At 70.0% G+C, this 17,814-nt stretch carries 19 protein-coding genes; 8 read left to right on the forward strand and 11 right to left on the reverse strand.

What is annotated here, in order from left to right; translation table 11 throughout:
* Positions 1 to 127: 127 nt before the first annotated feature.
* A complete protein-coding gene (locus C3488_RS02270) occupies positions 128 to 811 on the forward strand; it encodes a response regulator transcription factor (protein WP_103837589.1) in 684 nt (227 codons plus the stop codon).
* Between the two features lie 110 nt (positions 812 to 921).
* Here the strand turns inward: C3488_RS02270 and C3488_RS02275 are convergent, their stop codons facing one another.
* Both C3488_RS02275 and C3488_RS02280 read right to left on the reverse strand, forming a co-directional pair.
* Positions 922 to 1,230, reverse strand: a complete 309-nt coding sequence (locus tag C3488_RS02275; RefSeq protein WP_103837590.1) for a hypothetical protein — start codon at positions 1,228 to 1,230, stop codon at positions 922 to 924.
* A gap of 20 nt (positions 1,231 to 1,250) precedes the next feature.
* The gene (locus tag C3488_RS02280) at positions 1,251 to 2,930 is read right to left on the reverse strand and encodes a sodium:solute symporter family protein (protein WP_103837694.1); all 1,680 of its coding nucleotides are present in this window, start codon (positions 2,928 to 2,930) and stop codon (positions 1,251 to 1,253) included.
* 176 nt (positions 2,931 to 3,106) lie between these two features.
* Here C3488_RS02280 and galT point away from each other — a divergent pair, with 176 nt between their 5' ends.
* The 3 genes from galT to galK are packed head-to-tail and all read left to right on the forward strand — an operon-like array spanning position 3,107 to position 6,276.
* Positions 3,107 to 4,168 (forward strand): galactose-1-phosphate uridylyltransferase, encoded by a 1,062-nt coding sequence (gene galT / locus C3488_RS02285; protein WP_103837591.1) that lies wholly within the window; start codon positions 3,107 to 3,109, stop codon positions 4,166 to 4,168.
* Entirely contained in the window at positions 4,165 to 5,133 is a 969-nt protein-coding gene (gene galE / locus C3488_RS02290; RefSeq protein ID WP_103837592.1) for a UDP-glucose 4-epimerase GalE, read from the forward strand. Before galT ends, galE begins: the two co-directional genes overlap by 4 nt.
* Positions 5,134 to 6,276: a galactokinase gene (galK, locus tag C3488_RS02295; protein WP_103837593.1), complete on the forward strand. Its 1,143-nt coding sequence runs from the start codon at positions 5,134 to 5,136 to the stop codon at positions 6,274 to 6,276.
* Here galK and C3488_RS02300 read toward each other — a convergent pair whose 3' ends face one another.
* Entirely contained in the window at positions 6,277 to 6,744 is a 468-nt protein-coding gene (locus C3488_RS02300) for an N-acetyltransferase (RefSeq protein WP_181138857.1), read from the reverse strand.
* Between the two features lie 251 nt (positions 6,745 to 6,995).
* Between C3488_RS02300 and C3488_RS02305 the strand changes: the two genes are divergently transcribed.
* A complete protein-coding gene (locus C3488_RS02305; protein WP_103837594.1) occupies positions 6,996 to 7,763 on the forward strand; it encodes a response regulator transcription factor in 768 nt (255 codons plus the stop codon).
* Here C3488_RS02305 and tamR read toward each other — a convergent pair.
* Entirely contained in the window at positions 7,722 to 8,219 is a 498-nt protein-coding gene (tamR, locus tag C3488_RS02310; protein ID WP_103837595.1) for a MarR family transcriptional regulator TamR, read from the reverse strand. The two genes, C3488_RS02305 and tamR, sit on opposite strands and share 42 nt — an antisense overlap.
* Before the next feature lie 209 nt (positions 8,220 to 8,428).
* Here tamR and C3488_RS02315 point away from each other — a divergent pair, with 209 nt between their 5' ends.
* Together C3488_RS02315 and C3488_RS02320 are read left to right on the forward strand one after the other, a co-directional pair.
* Positions 8,429 to 9,235 (forward strand): trans-aconitate 2-methyltransferase, encoded by an 807-nt coding sequence (locus C3488_RS02315; protein WP_103837596.1) that lies wholly within the window; start codon positions 8,429 to 8,431, stop codon positions 9,233 to 9,235.
* A 3-nt stretch (positions 9,236 to 9,238) separates the two neighbouring features.
* Positions 9,239 to 9,625, forward strand: a complete 387-nt coding sequence (locus tag C3488_RS02320; RefSeq protein ID WP_103837597.1) for a VOC family protein — start codon at positions 9,239 to 9,241, stop codon at positions 9,623 to 9,625.
* Here C3488_RS02320 and C3488_RS02325 read toward each other — a convergent pair.
* The 3 genes from C3488_RS02325 to C3488_RS02335 all read right to left on the reverse strand — a co-directional run bounded on the left by C3488_RS02325 (position 9,597) and on the right by C3488_RS02335 (position 12,007).
* Positions 9,597 to 10,214: a Uma2 family endonuclease gene (locus C3488_RS02325; RefSeq protein WP_103837598.1), complete on the reverse strand. Its 618-nt coding sequence runs from the start codon at positions 10,212 to 10,214 to the stop codon at positions 9,597 to 9,599. The genes C3488_RS02320 and C3488_RS02325 overlap by 29 nt on opposite strands.
* Before the next feature lie 111 nt (positions 10,215 to 10,325).
* Positions 10,326 to 11,000, reverse strand: a complete 675-nt coding sequence (locus C3488_RS02330) for a TetR/AcrR family transcriptional regulator (RefSeq protein ID WP_103837599.1) — start codon at positions 10,998 to 11,000, stop codon at positions 10,326 to 10,328.
* Positions 10,997 to 12,007 (reverse strand): fatty acid desaturase, encoded by a 1,011-nt coding sequence (locus C3488_RS02335; RefSeq protein ID WP_103837600.1) that lies wholly within the window; start codon positions 12,005 to 12,007, stop codon positions 10,997 to 10,999. Before C3488_RS02335 ends, C3488_RS02330 begins: the two co-directional genes overlap by 4 nt.
* 308 nt (positions 12,008 to 12,315) lie before the next feature.
* Between C3488_RS02335 and ppc the strand changes: the two genes are divergently transcribed.
* Positions 12,316 to 15,048 (forward strand): phosphoenolpyruvate carboxylase, encoded by a 2,733-nt coding sequence (gene ppc / locus C3488_RS02340; protein ID WP_103837601.1) that lies wholly within the window; start codon positions 12,316 to 12,318, stop codon positions 15,046 to 15,048.
* A gap of 70 nt (positions 15,049 to 15,118) precedes the next feature.
* Here ppc and C3488_RS02345 read toward each other — a convergent pair whose 3' ends face one another.
* From C3488_RS02345 to C3488_RS02360, 4 genes are all read right to left on the reverse strand, one after another.
* Positions 15,119 to 15,832, reverse strand: a complete 714-nt coding sequence (locus C3488_RS02345) for an LPXTG cell wall anchor domain-containing protein (RefSeq protein ID WP_103837602.1) — start codon at positions 15,830 to 15,832, stop codon at positions 15,119 to 15,121.
* Between the two features lie 135 nt (positions 15,833 to 15,967).
* On the reverse strand, positions 15,968 to 16,471 hold the full coding sequence (locus C3488_RS02350) for a hypothetical protein (protein ID WP_103837603.1): 504 nt from the start codon (positions 16,469 to 16,471) through the stop codon (positions 15,968 to 15,970).
* A 42-nt stretch (positions 16,472 to 16,513) separates the two neighbouring features.
* Complete coding sequence (pth, locus tag C3488_RS02355) at positions 16,514 to 17,116, reverse strand: aminoacyl-tRNA hydrolase (RefSeq protein ID WP_103837604.1); 603 nt, start codon at positions 17,114 to 17,116, stop codon at positions 16,514 to 16,516.
* 69 nt (positions 17,117 to 17,185) lie between these two features.
* Positions 17,186 to 17,782, reverse strand: coding sequence for a 50S ribosomal protein L25/general stress protein Ctc (locus tag C3488_RS02360; protein WP_103837605.1), 597 nt, complete (start codon positions 17,780 to 17,782; stop codon positions 17,186 to 17,188).
* Between the last annotated feature and the right edge of the window lie 32 nt (positions 17,783 to 17,814).

The raw sequence follows: 17,814 nt of genomic DNA on the forward strand, positions 1-17,814 counted from the left end.
GCGATGTCGAACAAGCGTGTAGCTTCCGGGGGCATGAAGGGCGGGGGGTGCGCCGGGGGGCTTCTGTCCATGCGGGCCAGTGGGCATCCATAGTGGGCATCCACGGGGGGGACTGGGGGGTTGCTCGATGGGAGTGCGGCTCATGGTGGTCGACGACCACCGATTGCTCGCCGAGGCGCTGGCCTCGGCTCTGAAGTTGAGGGGACACCGGGTGCTCGCCGCGGCGGCGCCCGCCGCGGGGGCGGCGGACCTGGTGATCAGCAGGGCGCCCGAGGTGTGCCTGCTGGGCACTGCGGCACCCGCGGAGCCGGGTGCCTTCGACCCGGTGGTGCGCATCAAGCAGGAGCGCCCGCAGGTGGCCGTGCTGGTGCTCGGCCCGGTGCCGAGCCCGCGCGGGATAGCGGCCGCGTTCGCCGCCGGCGCCTCGGGCTACGTACGGCACGACGAGCGCATCGAGGGCGTCGAGCGGGCCATCATGAAGGCACGGGCGGGCGAGGCGGCCGTGGCGCCGCAGCTGTTGCAGGGCGCGTTCAACGAACTGCTCAACCCGGCGGCGCAGCCGGACGACGAGGGCCAGCGCCTGTTGCAGATGCTGACCCCGAGGGAGGTCGAGGTCCTGGTCCGGGTGGCGGACGGTGAGGACACCCGCCTGATCGCGGCGGGCATGGGCATCGCGCCGTCCACCGCCCGCACCCACGTCCAGCGCGTCCTGATGAAACTGGGGGTGGGTTCCCGCCTGGAGGCTGCCGCCCTGGCAGCGCGGACGGGCCTCTTGGACCGGGCGGGTCCCGTCAACCCCGCAAGCGGGTAACCGAACGGGCTCCCCACAGGGGGGCGGGGAACTGCACGGGGCCGGCCACGGACCACCCGCGGCCGACGTACGACGCGCAGTTCCCCCGGCGCTCGACGAGGCGTGGCCGCCTACTCGGGCCTCTCCTTGGACCCCGCGTCGACGGACGGCGGAGCTATCGGCCTCAGCTTCAGCCACAGCAGGAACAGCAGGCCCAGGATCAGCATCCCCAGGCCGGTCCACAGGTTGATGTTGACGCCCTCCGCCTTGCGGATCGCCGCGTCGGAGGCCGTGAAGCCCGCGATCATCACGATGACGCCGTAGATCACGAACAGGCCGCCGATGATGCGGCGGAGGTCGAAGATGCGTGCGGCGGTGGCGGACTTGCCTTGCAGCTCGCTGACTTCACGCTGGACGTCGTGTTCGGAGTACTCGGACATGGTCGGTCAATCCTCCGCGGTCAGAACGAGAACGGGATGTAGCAGGCGGCGGCGAGGACGACCGCGCCCCAGCCGAGCAGGGCGGGCCTGCGGTACCAGGCGTCGTCGCCCGCGGAGGGCGGCTCGGCCATGCCGGGCGAGCGGGTGCCGTAGACGAGGCCCTGGAGCTGGTCCTCCGGCTTGGGCCTGGTGAACAGCGAGACCGCGACCATCACGACCGCGCCGGCCACGAAACCGGCGATCGCGGAGACGAAGTTGGCGCCCTGGTCGGAGGGGATGGAGATGATGCCGTGCTTGTAGACGACGAAGTAGTTCACCATCGCGGTCACCGTGCCCGCGAGCAGGCCCCAGAAGCCGGACTTCGCGGACGCGCGCTTCCAGAACATGCCGACGATGAACACCACGAACATCGGCACGTTGAAGAAGGAGAACAGCGTCTGCAGGTAGCTCATGATGTTGGAGAACGACGACGCCAGGAACGCCGTGCCGATCGACGCCAGCACGCCGATCGCGGTGATGAGGCGGCCGAAGCGGACGTAGTACGCGTCCTCGCGGCCCTTGACGATGTACCGCGCCCAGATGTCGTTGGTGAACACGGTGTTGAAGGACGAGACGTTGGCCGCCATGCCCGCCATGAAGGCCGCCAGCAGACCGGTCACCGCGATGCCGAGGACACCGTTGGGCAGCAGTTCCTGCATCAGGTACGGGATCGCGTCGTTGTACTGCAGGGACGAGCCCGGCGTGCCGATCTTCGGGACCAGGACGGCGGCCACCAGGCCCGGGATCATCACCAGGAACACGATGAAGATCTTCGGGAACGCGGCGATCAGCGGGGTGCGCTGGGCCGCGGAGAGGTTCTTCGCGGACAGGGCGCGCTGCACCTCGGCGAAGTTGGTGGTCCAGTAGCCGAAGGACAGCACGAAGCCGAGGCCGAGGACGATCGTCAGCCAGTTCGCACCGAGGGGGTTGGCGTGGCCGATCCCGGTGCCGCCCCAGGCGGTGACGAAGTCGTGGCCGTGGGTCTGGGTGAGCTTGTCGGTCAGGCCGCCCCAGCCGCCGACCTTCTTCAGGCCGAGCACGGTGATCGGGATGAGGGCCGCGAGGATCACGAAGAACTGCAGCACCTCGTTGTAGATCGCCGACGACAGGCCGCCGAGGGTGATGTACGCGAGCACGAAGAAGCCGGCGACCACGATCGCCACCCACTGCGGCCAGCCCAGCAACGCCTCCACCACGATCGCGAGGGCGTAGAGGTTCACGCCCGCGATGAGGATCGCGGCGAACGCGAACAGGATCGAGCTCAGCAGGTGCGCCCCCCTGTCGAAGCGCAGCAGCAGGAACTCGGGCACCGAGCGGACCTTGGAGCCGTAGTAGAACGGCATCATCACCAGGCCGAGGAAGACCATGGCGGGGATGGCGCCGATCCAGTACCAGTGCACGGTGTAGGCGCCGTACTGGGCGCTGTTGGCGGCCATGCCGAGGATCTCGGTGGCGGCCAGGTTGGCGGAGATGAACGCGAGGCCGGTGATCCAGGCGGGCAGGGAGCGCCCGGACAGGAAGAAGTCGAGGCTGGTCTTCACCGAGCGTCGGGCCGCGAACCCGATGCCCAGAACGACCGCGAAATAGATTCCGAGGATCGCGTAGTCGAGCCCGTTTGTGGGGAGTCGTAGCTCGGCTGCCAGATATGTGGGGGTTTGCATGACCACTCGCTTCGTTGCGTGAACCAATCAGTTCGGAACCTACGTCGCCGCGTTCGTTATTTGAACACTTCTGATGGTGGTCTTTGTTGGATTGTGACGTTGACGACGGTGGTGAGTTGTGTTTTGGTGTGTTGGGTTATGTTTGAAGGGTGAGTGGCTCGAATGGAGAGTCGAACGTGAAGAAGACCTCGACCCGGCTGGCCGACGGTCGTGAGCTCATCTACTACGACCTGCGCGACGACGTCGTGCGGGACGCGGTCGACCGTCGGCCGCTGGAGCGGACCGTCACGACCTCCGAGATCCGCCAGGACGTGCTGCTCGGCGACTCGGTCGCCGTCGCCTCGCACCGGCAGGGCCGCACCTACCACCCGCCCGCCGACGAGTGCCCGCTGTGCCCCTCCCGGGACGGCAGGCTGAGCGAGATCCCCGACTCGTCCTACGACGTCGTCGTCTTCGAGAACCGTTTCCCCTCGCTCGCCGGCGACTCCGGACGCTGCGAGGTCGTCTGCTTCACCTCCGACCACAACGCCTCCTTCGCCGACCTGACCGAGGAGCAGGCGGGCCTGGTCCTGGACGCCTGGACCGACCGCACCGCCGAGCTGTCCCACCTGCCGGCCGTCGAGCAGGTCTTCTGCTTCGAGAACCGCGGCGCGGAGATCGGCGTGACCCTCGGCCACCCGCACGGGCAGATCTACGCGTACCCCTTCACCACCCCCCGCACCGCCCTGATGCTCCGTTCGCTGGCCGCCCACAAGGAGGCGACCGGCGGGGAGAACCTGTTCGACGCCGTACTGGAGCGCGAACTCGCCGACGAGCGCATCGTCCTGCAGAGCGAGCACTGGGTGGCGTTCGTGCCGTACGCCGCGCACTGGCCCTACGAGGTCCACCTCTACCCCCGCCGCCGCGTCCCCGACCTGCTCGGGCTCGACGAGGCGGCACGCACAGAGTTTCCCAAGGTCTACCTGGAACTCTTGAAGCGCTTCGACCGGATCTTCGGCGAGGGTGAGCCTCCGACGCCGTACATCGCCGCCTGGCACCAGGCGCCGTTCGGCACACTGGACGAGTTCGACGGCGTGACCAGGGACGACTTCGCGCTCCACCTCGAGCTTTTCACCATTCGCCGCACTTCCGGCAAGCTGAAGTTCCTCGCGGGTTCCGAGTCCGGCATGAACGTGTTCATCAACGACGTGCCGCCGGAGGCCGCGGCCCGGCGACTGCGAGAGGTAGCGAGTTCATGAGTGGGAAGTACCTGGTCACCGGTGGCGCCGGCTATGTGGGCAGCGTGGTCGCGCAGCACCTGCTGGAGGCCGGCCACGAGGTCGTCGTCCTCGACAACCTCTCCACCGGCCTGCGCGAGGGCGTTCCGGCCGGCGCTTCCTTCATCGAGGGAGACATCCGCGACGCCGCCAAGTGGCTCGACGCCTCCTTCGACGCGGTCCTGCACTTCGCCGCGTTCTCGCAGGTCGGCGAGTCGGTGGTGAAGCCGGAGAAGTACTGGGACAACAACGTCGGCGGCACCATGGCCCTGCTCGGCGCCATGCGCGAGGCCGGCGTGCGCAAGCTCGTCTTCTCCTCCACGGCGGCCACCTACGGCGAGCCGGTGAACACCCCGATCACCGAGACCGACCCGACCGCGCCGACCTCCCCCTACGGCGCCTCCAAGCTCGCCGTCGACCACATGATCACCGGTGAGGCGGCCGCGCACGGCCTGGGAGCCGTCTCCCTGCGCTACTTCAACGTCGCCGGCGCCTACGGCCCCTACGGCGAGCGCCACGACCCCGAGTCCCACCTCATCCCGCTCGTCCTCCAGGTCGCGCAGGGCAGGCGCGAGGCCATCTCGATCTTCGGCGACGACTACCCGACGCCGGACGGCACCTGCATCCGCGACTACATCCACGTCGCCGACCTCGCCGAGGCCCACCTGCTCGCCCTGGACGCCGCCACCCCCGGCGAACACCTGATCTGCAACCTCGGCAACGGCAACGGCTTCTCGGTGCGCGAGGTCATCGAGACGGTGCGCCAGGTCACCGGCCACCCGATCCCCGAGGTCGTGGCACCGCGCCGGGGCGGCGACCCGGCGGTCCTGGTCGCCTCCGCGGCCACGGCCCGCGAGAAGCTCGGCTGGAACCCGTCCCGCGCGGACCTCGCGGGGATCGTCGCGGACGCGTGGCAGTTCGCACAGAACATCGCAAGGGAGCAGTAGGTGGGCGTACGCGAGGGCTTCGGGGAGATCTACGGGACGGCTCCCGAGGGCGTCTGGGCGGCACCGGGCCGGGTCAACCTGATCGGCGAGTACACGGACTTCAACGAGGGCTTCGTGATGCCGCTCGCGCTGCCGCACACGGCGGTCGCGGCGGTCTCGCGGCGCACCGACGGGGTGCTTCGGCTGCACTCGGCGGACATCGAGGGCCCGGTCGTCGAACTGCACGTCGACGAACTGCAGCCGCTGACCAACACCAGCTGGGCCGCCTACCCGGCGGGTGTGGTCTGGGTGCTGCGCGAGGCCGGCCACCCGATCAGCGGCGCGGACGTCCACCTGTCCTCGACGGTGCCGACCGGCGCGGGACTGTCGTCGTCGGCGGCGCTGGAGGTGGTCATCGCCCTCGCGCTCAACGATCTGTACGAGCTGGGCCTGACCGGCCCCGAGCTGGCCAGGCTCGCCCAGCGCGCGGAGAACGACTTCGTGGGCGTGCCCTGCGGGATCATGGACCAGATGGCGTCGGCGTGCGCCACGGACGGCTACGCGCTGCACCTGGACTGCCGTGACCTGTCCGTCCGGCAGATCCCCTTCGACCTGGCCTCCCAGGGCATGGCGCTGCTGGTCGTCGACACCCGCGTGAAGCACGCGCTGGGCGACGGGGCGTACGCCGAGCGGCGCGAGGGCTGCGAGGAAGGCGCACGGCAGCTCGGGGTCTCGCATCTGCGGGACGTGGCGTACGAGGAGCTCGACGCCGCGCTCGCGCGCCTGTCGGACGAGCGTGTGCGCCGCTATGTGCGCCATGTCGTCTCGGACGACCACCGGGTCGACCAGGTGGTCCGGCTGCTGGACGCGGGCGAGGTCCGGGCGATCGGCCCCGTGCTGACCGAGGGCCATGTCTCCCTCCGCGACGACCTGCGGATCTCCTGCCCGGAACTGGACCTGGTGGTGGACACGGCGAACGCCGCGGGCGCCCTGGGGGCCCGGATGACGGGCGGCGGCTTCGGCGGCTCGGCCATCGTCCTGGTGGAGGCGTCGGACACGGACACGATCACCAAGGCGATCGAGGAGGCGTTCGCCGCCGCCGGCTTCACGGCACCTCGGGTGTTCCCGGCGGTGCCGTCGGCCGGGGCGCGCCGCCTGAGCTGATCACGCCCCGCCTCGGCCCAGCCGTTTCGTCAACGTGTACTCCGTGATCCCCGGCGGATAGTCGGGGATCACGCACACCACCTCGTAGCCCTGCTGCCGGTAGAAATCCGGGGCCTGGAAGTCCCACGTCTCCAGGCGGCACGCCGTGCAGCCGCGGTCCTCGTGGGCGATCCGCTCCGCCTGCGCCAGCAGCCGCGTGCCGAGGCCCGCGCCGCGGTGCCGGTCGTCCACCCACAGGTACGCGACGTGCAGCCACGTCGTCCAGGTGTGCCCGACCAGCCCGCCCGCCAGTCCCCCCGCCGCGTCCAACGCCCACACATGGAGCGGAACATCGCGCTCCGCCGGTGTTCCGCGCAGGGCGCGCAGCACCGGGGACGCCGCCGTGTTCGTCTCGCGCAGCCGAGCCCGGAGCAAGTCCCGCCGCTCGTTGTCGACTTCTGTCTCGATACGAAACATGCGGCTCACCATAAACGCGTCGGCCGACCAGTTCTGCAAATCTCCTTCCGCTCCAGGCCGGCGGCCCTACCCTGTGAAACAGCACCGGTGGGGGCCGGTGCTGATCAGGGGGCGAGACAGTCGGGTACGGCGCCCGGAGCGGGGGTAGCAGTTCCGGCACGGCGGCGGCCGTGCCGCTGCGTTACCCGTCCCAGATGAAAATCCGGGGAGCGCTCCGGGCGCCGTGTCCGCGCCGGGCCGTCCCCCGAACAGTGGGGGTATCAGTGGTTCGCATCCGAGTTCTGGTCGTCGACGATCACCGCATCTTCGCCGAGTCCCTCGCCGCCGCCCTGGCGGCCGAACCGGACGTCGACGTGTCCGCGGCCGGCAGCGGACCGGCCGCGCTGCGCTGCCTGGAGCGGGCGGCCGCGGAGGGCCGCAGATTCGACGTGATGCTCGTCGACGCCGACCTCGGGGGAAACGTCCTGGGCTCACGCCCGGCGGTCCCCGTGCAGGACGGCGACGAGGACGGCCTCGTCGACGGCATCTCCCTCGTCGCCGGCGTCCGCTCCGGTCAGCCCAGCGTGCGGACCGTCGTCCTCGCCGAGAAGGACGACCCGCGCCGCGCCGCCCTCGCCCTGCAGGCCGGCGCCTCCGGCTGGGTCGCCAAGGACTGCTCGCTGCAGCGACTGCTCGCGGTCATCCGGGGCGTCCTGCGGGACGAGACGCACCTGCCGCCCGCCCTGCTCACCGGGGTGTTGCGCGAGCTGACCGCGGCCCGCAAGCACCGCACCGAGAGCGAGCGGCTGGTGGAGTCCCTCACGCCCAGGGAGCGGGAGGTGCTGCGGTGCATGGTCGCCGGACTCGGCCGCAAGGCCGTCGCCGAGCGGCTGTTCCTGTCCCCGCACACCGTCCGCACGCACATGCAGAACGTGCTGGGGAAGCTCGGCGTCCACTCCACGCTCGCCGCCGTCGCCCTCGCCCGCCGGGCCGGAGTCGGGCCGGCGGACCTAGCCGGGGATGTTGTCGAACGGGGCGGTCAGCTGGCGTAGCAGCGCGGCCAGCTCACCGCGCTGGGCCGAGCTCAGCTCGGAGAGGATCGCGCGCTCCTGGTCGAGGAGTCCGGCGAGAGCCTGGTCGGCCCGGTCCCGGCCCTCGTCCGTGAGCCGCACCAGCACGCCCCGGCGGTCGCTGGGGTCGGGCAGCCGTTCGACCAGGCCCTTCTTCGCCAGCCGGTCGATGCGGTTGGTCATCGTGCCGGAGGTGACCAGCGTCTGGGTGAGCAACTGGCCGGGGGAGAGCTGGTAGGGGCTGCCGGCCCGGCGGAGCGCGGTGAGGACGTCGAACTCCCAGGGCTCCAGGCCGTGCTCCGAGAACGCCAGCCGGCGTGCGCGGTCCAGATGCCGGGCCAGTCTGCTGACCCGGCTGAGCACCTCGAGCGGTTCCACGTCGAGGTCCGGGCGTTCCCTGCGCCACGCCGCGACCAGCCGATCGACCTCGTCCTCCATGCGATCAGTGTAGTGGTTGTGTCGATGTGAAGTCTCTTGATGCAAGACATCTTGATGTTGAGTCTCTTGACGTCGAGAGACCTGGGGGACGAGGATGGCGAGCCGTACGGAGGCGGCGTCGAACGGGGGCGACGCCTCCGTGCGACGGCGCGCGTCCGCGCCGCGGCGCCCGCCCGCCGTCCGCCCGCCCGCTCCGAGGAGGCCCCGCCATGCCCACCACCGGCCCCACCTGGGACCCCGCCCAGTACCTCCGCCACGCGGACCACCGCGCCCGTCCCTTCACCGACCTGCTCGCCCGCGTGCCCGAACTCCCCGGCGACCCGCCCCGCATTGCCGACCTGGGCTGCGGACCGGGCAACGTCACCGTCCTGCTCGCCCAGCGCTGGCCCACCGCGCACATCACCGGATACGACAACTCCCCGGAGATGCTCGCGAAGACCGGCGCCCACGCGGGCCCCACGGCCGGCGGCGGCCGACTGGACTTCGCACACGCCGACGCCCGCACCTGGACGCCGAAGGAGCCCTACGGCCTGATCATCAGCAACGCCACCTTCCAGTGGGTACCCGGACACGCCGGGCGTTTCGCCGAGTGGGTGACGGCACTCGAGCCGGGCGGCACCTTCGCCTTCCAGGTCCCCGGCAACTTCGCCTCCCCCAGCCACCGGCTGATGCGCGAACTCGCCCACTCCGCCCGCTGGAAGAACCGCCTCGCCGAAACCCTGCGCCACGACGACGCGGTCCTCACCCCCGAGGCGTACCTCCACCACCTCACCGCGCTCGGCTGCGCGGCGGACGTGTGGGAGACGACCTATCTGCATCTGCTGCAGGGCGAGGACCCGGTCCTCGACTGGGTCAAGGGCACCGGACTGCGGCCCATCCTCACCGCGCTGGGGGAGGAGGCGGAGGAGTTCGTCGCCGACTACCGGGTGGCGCTGCGCGAGGCGTACCCGGCCACCGAGCACGGCACGGTGTTCCCGTTCCGCCGCATCTTCGCCGTCGCGACGAAAGGGGCCTGACCGATGCTGACCGCCGTGGACCACGTCCAGCTCGCCGCCCCGCCCGGCTCCGAGGACCTGCTGCGCGCCTACTACGTCGACGTCCTCGGCATGACGGAGGTCCCCAAGCCGCCCGTGCTCGCCGCGCGCGGGGGCTGCTGGTTCCAGGCGGGGGCGGTACAGCTGCATCTGGGAGTCGAGGACGATTTCCGCCCCGCGAAGAAGGCCCACCCGGGGCTGCGGGTCACGGGGATCGAAGCGTACGCGGCGCGGCTCGCCGCGCGCGGGGCACCGGTCATCTGGGACGACAACCTGCCGGGGCACCGGCGCTTCTACTCGGAGGATCCGGTGGGGAACCGGCTGGAGTTCCTGGAACCGCTGGTCACAGCTCGTCGAGCGCGGCAGAGGTGATGTCGATGTCGATTTCGAACGGCTCCGCGAGTTCCAGCTTGTCGTGGTGGATGCCGGTGAGTGTGTAGCCGTTGCCGACGACCGGATCCAGCTCGTAGGTCCGGACCACCGGGTGCTGGTTTCCCTCTGCCATCTCGACCAGCCAGAAGTGCGGGATGCCGGCGGCTGCGTACTTCAAAGGCTTGGTGTCCCGATCGCGGGCCTCGGAGTCGGGGGAGACGACCTCAATGGCGAGTACGAGGTCCTCGGCGTGGTACCGGGTCTGCTCGCGTCCCGTGAACGCATCCGCACGGACGACGCTGACGTCGGGTTCAGGGGCGTTTCGCCGGTCGATGACGACTGTCATCTCTCGACGCGCCTTCAGCCGACTGGGCAGCGTACGGCGCAGGCCAGTCACCAGCAGGTCGATCACGACGCTGTGGAAATCACGCTGCGGACTCACGAAGACCAAACTCCCGTCGATCAACTCGGTGTGCGGCGGGAGGTCCGGCAGGGTGAACAGGTCGTCGACCGTGAAACCCTCGGGGGGCGGCACAGGCAGGTGGATGCCGGGCTCGGAGTCGTGGGCGGCGCTCGGCTCGGCAGTCATGGTGATTCCTCCCATGAGCGGGATTCAACGGCCTGGGTACCCACGCTAGCCGCCGGAACCGACAAAGGTCATCACATCGTGTGATCGACACCCGGGTCGGCCGATCCGTCGCTAGCTCTTGCGGTGACCTATCAGCCGCGGCTTCGGCTCGAGCCCGTCCAGCCCGTGCCACGCCAGGTTCACCAGATGTGCCGCCACCTCGGCCTTCTTCGGGCGGCGCACGTCCAGCCACCACTGGCCCGTCAGCGCGACCATCCCGACCAGCGCCTGCGCGTACAGCGGGGCCAGCTTCGGGTCGAAGCCGCGGCTCTTGAACTCTCGGCCGAGAATGTCCTCCACCTGCGTCGCGATGTCCGAGATCAACGACGCGAAGGAGCCCGTCGACTGCGGGATGGGGGAGTCCCGGACCAGGATCCGGAACCCGTCCGTGTACTCCTCGATGTAGTCCAGCAGCGCGAACGCGGCCTGCTCGCACAGTTCACGCGGGTGCCCGGCCGTCAGGGAGCTGGTCACCATGTCCAGCAGGCGCCGCATCTCGCGGTCCACCACCACCGCGTACAACCCCTCCTTGCCGCCGAAGTGCTCGTACACCACCGGCTTGGACACCCCGGCCTTCGCCGCGATCTCCTCCACCGACGTGCCCTCGAAGCCCTTCGCGGCGAACAGCGTGCGACCGATCTCCAGCAGTTGCTGGCGGCGCTCCGCACCGGTCATCCGGGTACGGCGCGGGCGCCGCGGCTTGTCGCTGCTGGGGGTGCTGGAGTCGGTCGCCACACCCGCCATCATGCCGTGCCGGCGGTCACCTTCCCGCGCCGGGAGTCACTCCCGTCACCGCTGCGCCGCGAATCGATACGCGAGCGTGACGGCCAGCGCACGTCGTACGCCCACCCCAGCTGCTCGAACCAGCGGATGATCCGCGCCGAGGAGTCCAGCTGGCCCCGCTCCACACCGTGCCGCGCCGACGTCGGATCCGCGTGGTGCAGGTTGTGCCACGACTCGCCGCACGACAGGATCGCCAGCCACCACACGTTGCCCGAACGGTCGCGCGACTTGAACGGCCGCTTGCCCACCGCGTGGCAGATCGAGTTGATCGACCACGTCACGTGGTGCAGCAGAGCCACCCGAACGAGCGACCCCCAGAAGAAAGCGGTGAACGCTCCCCACCAGGACATCGTGACCAGCCCGCCGATCAGCGCGGGCAGCGCCAGCGACACGGTCGTCCACAGCACGAACTGGCGGGAGATCGCCCGCATCGCCGGGTCCTTGATCAGGTCCGGGGCGTACTTGTCCTGCGGCGTCTGCTCCTCGTCGAACATCCAGCCGACATGGGCCCACCACAGGCCCTTCATCAGCGCGGGGACCGTCTCCCCGTACCGCCACGGGGAGTGCGGGTCGCCCTCCGCGTCGGAGAACTTGTGGTGCTTGCGGTGATCGGCCACCCAGCGCACCAGCGGCCCCTCCACGGCCATCGACCCCGCGATCGCCAGCGCGATCTTCAGGGGCCGCTTCGCCTTGAACGAACCGTGCGTGAAGTGACGGTGGAAACCGATCGTGATGCCGTGGCAGCCCAGGTAGTAGAAGAAGACCAGCAGGCCCATATCGAGCCAGCTCACGCCCCATCCCCACGCCAGCGGCACCGCCGCGACAAGCGCCAGGAACGGGACGGTGATGAACAGCAGCAGCGTGATCTGCTCGATCGAGCGCTTCTGCTCGCCACCCAGCGTCGCCGAGGGCAGCGAAGAGTCGTCGTTCGCCTCCGGGGCGTCTTCGATCACATCGGAGCTCGTGGTCATGGGGCGTCCCCTGTGGGGTCGAGGGTCGAGGCAAGTGCCCGGCTACGGCACCCGGCGTGATCCCGGCAACTGACGGGACACCTACGGTTCCGTAACCTACGGCGTCGTAAGTATGGCAGTGCGTCGCCCGGCGGCAAGAGCCCGAAAGCCTGCGCGTCCGCATCGCCACCTATCCTTGGAGTCGGTCGGACAGCGCGGTCCGCTCTGATTTCTTCCCGGATGCCCGGACCGTATGCGGCACCCGCCGCGCACGGCACCCATCCGGGTCCCCTCCCAGACGAGCTTCAACACTGCAAGGAGCCGCACCTGTGAGCAGTGCCGACGACCAGACGACGACGACCAGCAGCGAACTGCGCGCCGACATCCGCCGACTGGGCGACCTGCTCGGCGAGACCCTCGTCCGCCAGGAAGGCCCCGAGCTCCTCGAACTGGTCGAGAAGGTCCGCCGGCTGACCCGCGAGGACGGTGACGCCGCCGCCGAACTGCTGCGCGGAACCGAACTGGAGACCGCCGCCAAGCTGGTACGCGCCTTCTCCACCTACTTCCACCTGGCGAACGTCACCGAGCAGGTGCACCGCGGCCGCGAACTGCGCGCCAAGCGGGCCGCCGAGGGCGGCCTGCTCTCCCGCACCGCCGACCGCCTCAAGGACGCCGACCCCGACCACCTGCGCGACACCGTCCGCAACCTCAACGTGCGCCCCGTCTTCACGGCGCACCCCACCGAGGCCGCGCGCCGGTCCGTCCTCAACAAGCTCCGGCGCATCGCAGCACTCCTGGAAACCCCCGTCATCGAGACCGACCGCCGCCGCCTCGACACCCGGCTCGCGGAGAACATCGACCTCGTCTGGCAGACCGACGAGCTCCGCGTCGTGCGCCCCGAACCCGCCGACGAGGCCCGTAACGCCATCTACTACCTCGACGAACTCCACGCCGGCGCCGTCGGCGACGTCCTCGAGGACCTCACCGCGGAACTCGAACGCGTCGGCGTCAAGCTCCCCGACGAGACCCGCCCCGTCACCTTCGGCACCTGGATCGGCGGCGACCGCGACGGCAACCCCAACGTCACACCCCAGGTCACCTGGGACGTCCTCATCCTCCAGCACGAGCACGGCATCAACGACGCCCTGGAGATGATCGACGAGCTGCGCGGCTTCCTGTCCAACTCCATCCGCTACACCGGCGCCACTGAGGAACTCATGGAGTCCCTCAAGACCGACCTGGACCTCCTGCCCGAGATCAGCCCCCGCTACAAGCGCCTCAACGCCGAGGAGCCCTACCGGCTCAAGGCCACCTGCATCCGCCAGAAGCTCGTCAACACCAAGCAGCGCCTCGCCAAGGGCACCCAGCACCAGCCCGGCCGCGACTACCTCGGCACCAGCGAACTCCTGCACGACCTCAGAGTCATCCAGACCTCCCTGCGCGCCCACCGCGGCGGCCTCTTCGCCGACGGCCGCCTCGCCCGCACCATCCGCACCCTGGCCGCCTTCGGGCTCCAGCTCGCCACCATGGACGTCCGCGAACACGCCGACGCCCACCACCACGCCCTCGGCCAGCTCTTCGACCGGCTCGGCGAGGAATCCTGGCGCTACGAGGACATGCCCCGCGAGTACCGCCACAAGCTGCTCGCCAAGGAACTCCGCTCCCGCCGCCCCCTCGCCCCCACCCCGGCACCGCTCGACGCGGAAGGCGCCAAGACCCTTGGCACCTTCGAGACCATCAAGCGCGCCCTGAAGGTGTTCGGCCCCGAAGTCATCGAGTCCTACATCATCTCCATGTGCCAGGGCGCCGACGACGTCTTCGCCGCCGCCGTCCTCGCCCGCGAAGCGGGCCTCCTCGACCTCCACGCGGGCTGGGCCAAGATCGGCATCGTCCCCCTCCTGGAGACCACCGACGAGCTCAAGGCCGCCGACACCATCCTCGAGGACATGCTCGCCGACCCCTCCTACCGGCGCCTGGTCGCGCTGCGCGGAGACGTCCAGGAGGTCATGCTCGGCTACAGCGACTCCTCCAAGTTCGGCGGCATCACCACCTCCCAGTGGGAGATCCACCGCGCCCAGCGCCGCCTGCGCGACGTCGCCCACCGCTACGGCGTGCGCCTGCGCCTCTTCCACGGCCGCGGCGGCACCGTCGGCCGCGGCGGCGGCCCCACCCACGACGCGATCCTCGCCCAGCCCTGGGGCACCCTCGAAGGCGAGATCAAGGTCACCGAACAGGGCGAGGTCATCTCCGACAAGTACCTCATCCCGTCCCTCGCCCGCGAGAACCTCGAACTGACGGTCGCGGCCACCCTGCAGGCCTCCGCCCTGCACACCGCGCCCCGCCAGTCCGGCGAGGCCCTCGCCCGCTGGGACGCCGCCATGGACGTCGTCTCCGACGCCGCCCACGCCGCCTACCGCAGGCTCGTCGAGGACCCCGACCTGCCGACGTACTTCCTCGCCTCCACGCCGGTCGACCAGCTCGCCGACCTGCACCTGGGCTCGCGGCCCTCCCGCCGCCCCGGCTCGGGCGTCTCACTCGACGGCCTGCGCGCCATCCCCTGGGTGTTCGGCTGGACCCAGTCCCGGCAGATCGTCCCCGGATGGTTCGGCGTCGGCTCCGGCCTCAAGGCCCTGCGCGAGTCCGGCCTCGACACCGTGCTCGCCGAGATGCACGAACAGTGGCACTTCTTCCGCAACTTCATCTCCAACGTCGAGATGACCCTCGCCAAGACCGACCTGCGGATCGCCCAGCACTACGTCGACACACTCGTCCCCGACAACCTCAAGCACATCTTCGACACCATCCGCGCCGAACACGAACTCACCGTGCGCGAGGTACTCCGCGTCACCGGAGAACAGGAACTGCTCGACGCCCAGCCGGTACTGAAGCAGACCTTCGCCATCCGCGACGCCTACCTCGACCCCATCTCCTACCTCCAGGTCGCCCTCCTCAAGCGTCAGCGCGACGCGGCCGCCGCAGGCGAGGAACCCGACCCGCTGCTCTCCCGCGCCCTGCTCCTCACCGTCAACGGCGTCGCAGCCGGCCTGCGCAACACCGGCTGACACCGCCCCGGACACGACAGTGCCCCCGAGCCCGCACAAGGCTCGGGGGCACCGTCACATCCCGCGAACCTCAGCCCCGGGCGGCCCTGCGGCGCCACAGCACCAGACCACCACCGGCGGCCACCAGCACGGCCGCCGCACCGGACAGCAGCCCCACCGGAGCACCACTGCCCGTCTCGGCCAGGTCACCGCCGCCCTGCGCCGAGGGCGACGCGGACACGGAAGCCGACGGGGCCGCCCCCGCACCGGACGACGACGCACTCGGCGAGGCACTGGCCCCGGCCGAGCCCGACGGGGAGGCGGACGCGGAGGCCGACGGCGAGCCGGACGGGGAGCCCGACGGCGTGGAGCCGCCGCCCTGCTCCTTGGAACAGTCGGTCCAGAAGACCTTCGGCTTGACCTCGCCGTTCTCGCCGTCGAAGTTCCAGAACAGCTTGTAGTGCCCGTCCGGCAGCGTCATGTCCGCCGTACGGCCATGACCACGGGCGTCCAGGGTGACATGACCCGTCTTCACCGTCTTGCCCTTGGGCTTGCCGGTCGGGGCCCACACCTCGATGTGCCAGCTCACCTGCTGCAGGCCGTCGAAGTTGAAGGCGTCCAGGTAGAACGAGCACACGTGCGGCTCGTTGCGCTGGTCGTACTCGTCCGTGGCGGACTTGTGGATCTTCACGTCGCCGTTGTCGCCGCGAGCCGAGGCATGGGCGGACGCATGGGCGGACGGAGCGGTCAGCAACGCTGCTGAGGCGACGGCGACGAAAGCACCGGCGCGCATGAGGGTACGCATGGGCAGTCCATCTTCGAGAAAACGGAACGGAAGATGTGGAGGGGGCGGCTCAGCATCAGGCCCACACAGACCACAGGTCAATCACGAAGCAGCAACAGCCACTTCAACCACAAGCGCCAGGCGAGTCGACACCGGTCACAGCGCCACAAACGCAGCCGTCAGCAGCGCCACTCCCGACCCCGCCAGCACCCACCCCGTCCGCCTCAGCCGCAGCCCGCCCGCCACCACCACGGACGCCATCAACAACGCCCCGGCCAGCGGAAGCCACGCGTACAGGACCCCGGCAGGACCCGAACGGACCACGTCGTCCGTACCCGGCCTCACCACCACGTCGTACGTCCGCCCCCGCCGCACCGCCACCGTCTGCTCGATCGTCACACGGTCACGCGCCGCCGCCCCCGCCGACAACGGCCTGAACGGACCACTGCACACATCCGCCCCACACCGCGTCACCTCGATCGTGCCGCGCTCACGACCCTTGGTCAGCATCACGAACTGCGCCGTACCCCACGACCCCCACACCCCGCCCACCAGGATCAGCGCGGCGACCGCACCCGTCACCACCACCCGCAACGACCGGAGCGCGGCGTACGAGGCCCGGCGAGAACGGGCGGCGGTGGCAGACATGGCGGGGATCATGGGACATCCCCGCACACCCGGTCAACCCCGCAGGGCGACACATCACGAGTTGTACGTACTCTGCGCCCGCTCCAGCCCATCGATCACCAGGCACTCCACCGCATCCGCCGCCCGGTCCACGAAGTAGTCCAGCTCCTTGCGCTCCGCGGAGGAGAAATCCTTCAACACGAAGTCCGCCACCTGCATACGCCCCGGCGGACGCCCGATCCCGAACCGCGCCCGGTGATAGTCCGACCCCAGCGCCTTCGTGATCGACTTCAACCCGTTGTGACCGTTGTCGCCACCACCGAGCTTCAACCGCAGCGTCCCGTAATCGATGTCCAGCTCGTCGTGCACCGCCACGACATTCCCCACCGGCACCTTGTAGAAGTCCCGCAGCGCGTTCACCGGGCCACCCGACAGGTTCATGAACGACATTGGCTTCACCAGGACCACCCGACGGCTCCCCGGACCAGGCGGCCCGATCCGCCCCTCCACCACCTGCGCCTGAGCCTTCCCCGCCCGCTTGAACTTCCCCCCGACCCGCCCCGCCAGCAGATCCACCACCATGAACCCCACGTTGTGCCGGTTCATGGCGTACTCGGGCCCCGGATTACCGAGCCCCACGATGAGCCAGGGCGCGCCTGGATCGGTCGTCACGTCCACGTCTCCTCTATACGCGCCAGCCGCCACTCCCGAAGGAGCAGCGGCTGACGAAACGGTGTCGGTGAGGGATCAGGCCTCGGCAGCGGCCTCTTCGCCCTCGGCCTCGCCCTCAGCGGCCTCCTCGGCCTGCGCGGACAGCACCTGCAGGACCACCGCGTCCTCGTCCACAGCCAGCGTCACACCCTTCGGCAGCGCGATGTCCTTCGCGAGGACCGACGCACCGGCCTCCAGGCCCTCGATCGAGACGGTCAGCGCCTCGGGGATGTGCGTGGCCTCCGCCTCCACCGGCAGCGCGTTCAGCACGTGCTCCAGCAGGTTGCCACCCGGGGCCAGCTCGCCCTCGGCGTGCACCGGAATCTCGACCGTGACCTGCTCGCCGCGCTTCACCAACTGCAGGTCCACGTGCTCCAGGAAACCCTTCAGCGGGTCACGCTGCACGGCCTTCGGGATCGCCAGCTCGTTCGACTTGCCGTCGATGTCCAGCGAGATCAGAACGTTCGGCGTACGCAGCGCCAGCAGCAGGTCGTGACCCGGGAACGTCAGGTGCAGCGGCTCGGAACCGTGCCCGTACAGCACGCCCGGAACCTTGCTGTCACGGCGGATACGACGCGCGGCACCCTTGCCGAACTCGGTGCGCGTCTCAGCGGAGATCTTCACCTCGGACATCTCTCACTCCTCGTAGTAGTACGTAGGACAAA

The sequence above is a fragment of the Streptomyces sp. Ru72 genome (assembly GCF_002920635.1).
GTDB lineage: Bacteria > Actinomycetota > Actinomycetes > Streptomycetales > Streptomycetaceae > Streptomyces.